Origin of the sequence: Microcoleus sp. B3-A4 (assembly GCF_036705385.1) — a bacterium.
GTDB lineage: Bacteria > Cyanobacteriota > Cyanobacteriia > Cyanobacteriales > Microcoleaceae > Microcoleus.
This window is the reverse complement of sequence record NZ_JAUBUI010000026.1, coordinates 67,250-73,901: the sequence shown is the minus strand read 5'-3', so window position 1 is coordinate 73,901 and position 6,652 is coordinate 67,250. Positions and strand designations below refer to the sequence as shown.

Below are 6,652 nucleotides of genomic sequence, written 5' to 3'. Positions count from 1 at the left end.
TTTTGTGTTTGTAAGGCAATGATCTATATATATATTGCCTTACAGATTTTTTTGAGTTCACTTTTTCAGTGCCATTGAACTATAACGGACACTACCCCTTGGCAAACGCCCCCAAAGGACTTTGCCGCGGAAAAACAACCGATGTCGGGAGTTTTCCTCCCAATGCCTTTGGACTGTACGATATGCACGGCAATGTTTGGGAGTGGTGCAGCGATAAATGGCACGATAGGTATGAGGGCGCACCAACTGACGGAAGTTCTTGGGAAGAAACTGGTAGAGATAATTTCCGAGTGCAGCGTGGCGGTTCCTGGGCCAGCCATGCGGTGAGTTGTCGCAGTGCCTATCGTGTCAGGGGCTCGGTGGGCAACCGCGAATCGTATATCGGTTTTCGCGTAGCTGTGGATTGGGCGTAGTCTCCAATTTCCGGTTTTGTGCTGTAGTCTCGCGCGATGCCTTTTATGTTTTAGCCCTCTGCACTTTTCCTTTGTCATGAAGGCCGGAGAGCTATTAAAATTGACTTTTATTTCAAAATAAATATTAGGTCAATAAAATAAATCATTCTCCACGAATTCAACCTGCTCAATTGGCTGTCTAAGTTTGTATCTTAGGAAATAAATTTTAATGATTCGTAAAAGCAAAAACCCCGATTTCTATGAGAAGTTCTAGGGGGAAGGGGTGACAGGATGAAGGGGCGGCTTCACTGGCCAGTACGATCGCTCCTGTAGAGTATGTTGTATATTTTGAAGTACCGAGGAGAAGCTTGTGCCTTTAAAGAATTACGGTGTTTTAAAAGGTCGTCCTGTGGGACGGCGTTTGGCGATTACGTCTAATGCTCATTACCAAGTTCACTTAGTTTCGGAAGATACAGACTACCGAATTGCTATCAACGTAAAATCGAAGCTAGAACCGTCGGAATTAGAGTATTTGGTTGATGAAAATTTCTCTTATCCCATTTTGGCAGATTTGGCAGATTTGCCTTTGGGCTTCAAGGAACTGGAGAGAAAGCCGGGTGGTTTGGCACTTGATTTTATTCGCGGTAATTTGTTCGATCGCACTAAAATGATACCTCTACCCTTCGATGTACCTGGTGCGGATAATGACTTAAACGAGAAAATTGACAAATACGTGCAGCGGGCAATGTCGGATGAATCAGCTCATATCTATGCTTTCGGCGAGAAATGGGGGCCGGAAACCATCAAAGACAAAATCTTCGGCTTTTTGCCTGGTAACGGCATTCACGACATCCACATGAATCAGGGGAATGCCGGCAGGTTTGCCAAAGATAACGGCGTTTGGCAAGACGGCGGAATGCTGGTACACTTCCCGTCAGAGAACCGCTGGATAGGCATTTTTCTGAAGTTTCAATCGCAAACTTGGCACTCTGACGACGATTTGGGACAGCCCATCCATACTATACCCGCACCCATTCCCGGCCAACCTCCTGTCAAAGTCGAGCCAGGTAAAGTTTCACAACCTGAGTACATTGTCAGAATTGTGGCGGCGTTAGTAAGTCCTGTGGGTGAAGATGCTGGAAAGGAAACCGTAACGCTGCTGAATGCTTCACCGGATGCAATCGATTTGACTGGATGGTCGATCGCAGATAAGTTAAAAAACAAGCATAGCCTTTCCGGTACGGTTGCTGCTGGTGCTTCTCTGGTAGTTACCTTGCCACAAAACGTGCAACTGAGTAAAAAAGGTGGCTTGATTACGCTGCTAAATCAAGAAGGTTTGAAAGTTGACGGCGTGTCCTACACTGAGCAACAAGCACAGCGCGAAGGTTGGACAATCGTGTTTTAATTAGTTCGCGATCGCACGGGTGGTCAGAAACCGGTTTTTTTTGCGAGAATAGTTACAACCGACAGAAACAGCAAAAAACCCGGTTTCTTTGATAGTCCTGGACGCACAAGCGGTCAGCCCTTGTAGGGTGCGTCGCTACAAACAATTCTCGCTACTTATAAATATTCGACAAGCGACGCACCCTACCACAATTTATTCACTAAATATGAATGGAATTTGCACGCTAGCAAACGATACAGTTTATGACCAATTAATTGCCTTACTCAACAGTATTGAAGTTATCTTAGGCTCAAATATTCCGGTCTGTATTTATCCTTTCGACGAGCAGATAGAGGAAATCAAAGCTGGAATCGTCAACCGTCCCAACGTCTTTATTTATGAAGATAGCGCCTCAATTCAGCGATGGGACAAATTCATGCAAGCAGCAAGTCCTCAAAGTATAAACCGTAAGTACAGAATTTATGGTGGACATCGGCGTTTTTGTGCCTTTGACAACCCTTTTGATAATTTTGTCTATATGGATGCTGATACATTATTAATGAATTCACTAGACGGGGTTTTTCAGAAGTTGAATGATTATGATTGTGTGGTATACGATTTTCAATTTTATCATCCAGAGAAGGTCTATAATATTGACTCACAAAAACTTTTTAATGTTTTTGGACAGCAGCAACTTAAATCAGAAATATTTTGTTCGGGATTTTACGGTTCAAAGCGAGGTTTGTTTGACCAGGAAAAAATAGAGTGGTTATTGTCTAAGCTCAAGGAAGGAGAATCAGAAATTCTTTACAAAACCGGCGACCAACCAGTTTTAAACTATATGTTTATGCGGTCTGGTATTCCAATTTATAATTTTGCTTATCATTTGCCAGACAGCGAAAGAACTGGGTCTTCTGTGACTTCAAAACATTTTGAAGAACGAGATAATATTCTATACGATAAGGGTAATAGACTCACCTATATTCATTATATTGGAATTCCTCCAAGTATTACTGAAGCAGTATGCCTAGGCGAAAATATTGAGTTTCCCTACCGAGATTTATTTTTACACTATCGCTACTTGCACGAACCTGAAAAGCGGCCCGTTTTTACAGCACCTTCTAGGTCATATAGTGAAAGTCCTAATTTTTTCAACAGAATTTTCAGAAAACTAAAACTAAATCTCAGAGGATAAATGTATGAGTCGCGGTATTTATATTGTTGCGAATGATAAAGTGCTCGAAAGCGCGATCGCCCTTTTAAACAGCATACGTCTGTATAATTGTCAAATACCTGTTTTTCTGATTCCCTTCGACGACAATTATCAGCAAGTCGCAGCCGCCCTCAGCCGTCTCCACGGGGTGCGATTGTTCCCAAATCTGGAGTTTGTCGAACAGTTTACCAGGGAAATTGGTCAAATGTTCGATCGCAACTTTTTAGCACTGCCTAACAAAATGCGAAAACTCGCCGCCTGGTTTGGCCCGCTTGACGAATTTCTATACATCGATACCGATATCATCGTCTTTGAAGACATCGCAGCCAACTTAAACAAACTATCAGAAGTAGACTTTTTTTGCTGCGACTACCACCACCTCAGCGAAAAACTGCGAAATGTATTTTCACCACTTGTAAAAGAACAGCATATTTTTACAGACTCACAGCTTCAAGATGTCTTCAACAGCGGTTTTTGGGCCTCCAGAAAAGGAACTATTACAGAATCGCAAATGTATGAGATTTTGCGAGAATGTTCGCAGCATCGAGAATATTTTGACTTTACTCAAAATGTCACAGACCAACCTCTACTAAATTATATCATTCTTAAACTAATTCCCAAGCGCTGCAATCTGGTTAAAGATTCAGCAACCGAACCTGGAAGCTGGGCTGGTTCCAAGCATTTTCAGGAAATAGATTATGTTCTTTATGACAAAGGTAAAAGGTTAAAATATCTTCACTGGGCTGGAATTCAAATTAAATCTGGTAGCCCTTATTGGAAACTTTGGAAACATTATCGTTATCTCAATGAGGAAGAGGAAAAACAAAATTTATTGCAAAAAATATTTAGATATTTGCCTGGATAAATAATATTGTTTGTAGTCACACGTCGATTTCAATCGCTACCAGCAATGCGATCACATAAACTAAGTCCACGCGGAATAAGAAATTAACTGGTTTACAGGCCGCACCTAGTAACGAGTAGAATTATTCAATCTAAAATATAAAATCTGATGACCAATGGCATTTATATTCTGGCAAATGATGTTGTTTTTGACCACTTAGTCGCTTTATTGAACAGTCTTGAAGTCAATGGGGCAAAAAATATTCCTGTTTGCATCATTCCCTATGATGATAACTTGAAAAAAGTGCGATCGCACATTTCCCTCCTACACAATGTCACACTGTTTGACAATACCGATTCCATCGATTTTTGGGAAAACTTTGCGGCTCAAGCTTGGACATCTCACCGCAAGGCTCAAAAAGTTTGGCAAGCCAAAGGTTGGCAGCAAGTTCACTGTTTGGGGATGCACCGAAAATTTTGCTGTTTTGACGGCCCTTTTGACCAATTTGTCTATTTTGACTGCGACACTCTGTTGATGGGTTCTCTAGATTATATCTATCAAAAACTTGATGAGTTTGATTGGGTAGCCAACGATTTTCAATACAAATCAGACCTTAATTATGTATTTGACTTATCCTCCGAGAAACTGCCCAATATTTTGAACATTAACCAAGTGCAATCTCATATTTTTTGTGCGGGTTGGTTTGCTTCAAAAAAAGGCATTTTAAATCGAAATAACTCAAGGCAGCTTTTAGATAAATTAACTTCAGGCGAAGCAGAAATTTTGTCTTTGCGGGGAACTGACCAACCTTTATTTAACTATTTAGTCGCTCGTAGCGGCATCTCTTTTTACAACTTTGCTTATCATCAACCTGCACTGGTAACGGGAAATCATGGGTCTTCTCAATTTGATGTGATAGATTATGTTCTATATGACAAAGGGCGACGGTTGACTTACTTGCACTACATGAGTATTTCGGCTGCAAAGTTTACTCGCTTGTGTGCTGGCGAAGATGTTGAGATTCCTTATCGAGAGGTTTTCCTGCACTACCGATATTTGAATTCGCCGGAAACACCCCCAAAACTCGCGCCTCCAAATTTGTTGGTTCGCTTGGGGAGAAATCTCAAAAGTTGGGTAATTCAAAAAGTTAATAATGTTCAATTTAAGTGGCGGAATTTGTGGGATAGATAGCATCTAACTGTATAAAGACTGAATCCACTCCCATTCGCGCCTTAATCCTTCTTCTAGGCCCACTTGCGGCTGATAACCTAAGATTTTCTTGGCTTTAGACACATCCGCGCTAGTGTGCCGCGCGTCTCCCCTCGCAGCTTCGCTAAAATCTATCCGAATAGGTCGATCGACTATCCTCTGTATTGTATCAATAACTTCTTTTAAAACTACCCGACTTCCCCCACCAATATTAAAAACTTCCCCCGCAGCTTCTGGAACCTCAGCCGCCGCTAAATTCGCCGCAACGCAATCGCTGATAAACGTAAAATCCCGCGTTTGCAATCCGTCGCCGAAAATAGAAATCGCCTCATCAAACAAAATCGACTTAAAAAACTTGTGAAAAGCCATATCGGGGCGCTGTCTGGGCCCGTAAACAGTAAAATAGCGCAGCGAAGTAGTCGGAAGGCCAAAATTTTTGTAATAAAGCCCGCACAAACGTTCACCGGCTAATTTCGTAATTCCGTAGGGAGAAACCGGCTGCGGACAAGCATTTTCATTCGTGGGAAAAGATTCAGCATTGCCGTAAATTGAAGAAGAAGAAGCATAAACAAACTTTTGCAATCTTGGCGCATCTTTGGCCGCTTCTAATAATACTTGAGTGCTGTTAATATTGCGTTCGGTATAGCTGCGAAAACCGTCGCCCCAGCTAGCACGAACTCCTGCTTGCGCCGCCTGATGAAATATTACCTTAACATCGGATAAAAGACCTCGCCAATTTTGAGACAAAATATCGCCTTCCACCAATTCAAAACCCGGATACTTTTCAAATCGTGCAATATTCTTGCGCTTGAGATCCGGATCGTAATAATCGTTGAACTCATCAACACCGATCACCGTCTCGCCTCGATTTAAAAGAGTTTCTACTAAGTTAGATCCAATAAATCCCGCCGCACCCGTAACCATTACAATACTCATTCGATTTTGGATTTTAGATTTTAGATTTTAGATTTAAAAATTTTTACACAAATTCTTGCCTAAGTTGTCATCCTCTTCTTTCTCTTCCTCTGCGTTCTCGGCAGTTCCAAAAGCCTCAAATTAGGATAATCCTAGATAACTATCAACCCCTTTGCTTTTCATCAAAGAGGTTGATAGTTAACTTTCATTGTTCAAAAGAATCCAGATCCAGCGCTTGGGAACCTCCGCGTTCTAACTCGATCAAAAGCTTACCTAGCTGAGTCCAAACTAGCCAGCCCGTGAGTACCGTCAGTGGCAAAGCTAGGGCATAACAAAGTAGTTTGGGGAAGCCAAAAATCTCCATTCCAGAAGCTAAAAATACGCAAATACCGCCAGCCATTCCCAGAAAAGGTATGACCAATTGCAGCCTTGGCAGGTTAGCCAAGGTGCGGGTAGAACGATTTTTAGACCACTGTTGTACGGATTGTTTGAGAGTTGCTTCAAATGCTACACCGGAGGCCATCCCTGCTAGCAGTCCAGCCGACATTAAAAAATAGGGAGGTTCTGGAAAATAATACACGAATAATTCCTTAATTTGGGTAATTTGGGTAATTGGGAATGGGTAATTGGGAAGTGGGAATTGGGAATGGGTAATTGAGAATTGGGAATTGGGAAGAGTAGAATTATTTTTCTTC

7 protein-coding genes are annotated in these 6,652 nt (G+C 41.9%); 5 read left to right on the top strand and 2 right to left on the bottom strand.

All coding sequences use genetic code 11. The features are described 5' to 3' along the window. The first annotated feature begins 98 nt into the window (after positions 1–98). The 5 genes from QUB33_RS13195 to QUB33_RS13175 all read left to right on the top strand — a co-directional run bounded on the left by QUB33_RS13195 (position 99) and on the right by QUB33_RS13175 (position 5,024). Positions 99–413, top strand: a complete 315-nt coding sequence (locus QUB33_RS13195) for a formylglycine-generating enzyme family protein (RefSeq protein WP_333351065.1) — start codon at positions 99–101, stop codon at positions 411–413. Between the two features lie 349 nt (positions 414–762). Continuing rightward, complete coding sequence (locus QUB33_RS13190; protein ID WP_333351063.1) at positions 763–1,797, top strand: DUF2278 family protein; 1,035 nt, start codon at positions 763–765, stop codon at positions 1,795–1,797. Between the two features lie 205 nt (positions 1,798–2,002). Then, positions 2,003–2,971 (top strand): Npun_R2821/Npun_R2822 family protein, encoded by a 969-nt coding sequence (locus QUB33_RS13185; protein ID WP_333351061.1) that lies wholly within the window; start codon positions 2,003–2,005, stop codon positions 2,969–2,971. A gap of 4 nt (positions 2,972–2,975) precedes the next feature. After that, entirely contained in the window at positions 2,976–3,854 is an 879-nt protein-coding gene (locus QUB33_RS13180) for an Npun_R2821/Npun_R2822 family protein (RefSeq protein ID WP_333351059.1), read from the top strand. A 147-nt stretch (positions 3,855–4,001) separates the two neighbouring features. After that, positions 4,002–5,024, top strand: a complete 1,023-nt coding sequence (locus QUB33_RS13175; RefSeq protein ID WP_333351057.1) for an Npun_R2821/Npun_R2822 family protein — start codon at positions 4,002–4,004, stop codon at positions 5,022–5,024. Between the two features lie 3 nt (positions 5,025–5,027). On the opposite strand, the gene QUB33_RS13170 is transcribed toward QUB33_RS13175, so the two are convergent. Both QUB33_RS13170 and QUB33_RS13165 read right to left on the bottom strand, forming a co-directional pair. Continuing rightward, positions 5,028–5,978, bottom strand: coding sequence for an NAD-dependent epimerase/dehydratase family protein (locus QUB33_RS13170; RefSeq protein ID WP_333351055.1), 951 nt, complete (start codon positions 5,976–5,978; stop codon positions 5,028–5,030). Between the two features lie 184 nt (positions 5,979–6,162). Beyond that, on the bottom strand, positions 6,163–6,537 hold the full coding sequence (locus QUB33_RS13165; RefSeq protein ID WP_333047934.1) for a hypothetical protein: 375 nt from the start codon (positions 6,535–6,537) through the stop codon (positions 6,163–6,165). Positions 6,538–6,652: the final 115 nt, after the last annotated feature.

Bases quoted from the DNA above. Each gene is read 5' to 3' on its own strand.
- QUB33_RS13185 (WP_333351061.1), top strand. From the start codon at position 2,003: ATGAATGGAATTTGCACGCTAGCAAACGATACAGTTTATGACCAATTA.
- QUB33_RS13180 (WP_333351059.1), top strand. From the start codon at position 2,976: ATGAGTCGCGGTATTTATATTGTTGCGAATGATAAAGTGCTCGAAAGC.
- QUB33_RS13175 (WP_333351057.1), top strand. From the start codon at position 4,002: ATGACCAATGGCATTTATATTCTGGCAAATGATGTTGTTTTTGACCAC.
- QUB33_RS13170 (WP_333351055.1), bottom strand. From the start codon at position 5,978: ATGAGTATTGTAATGGTTACGGGTGCGGCGGGATTTATTGGATCTAAC.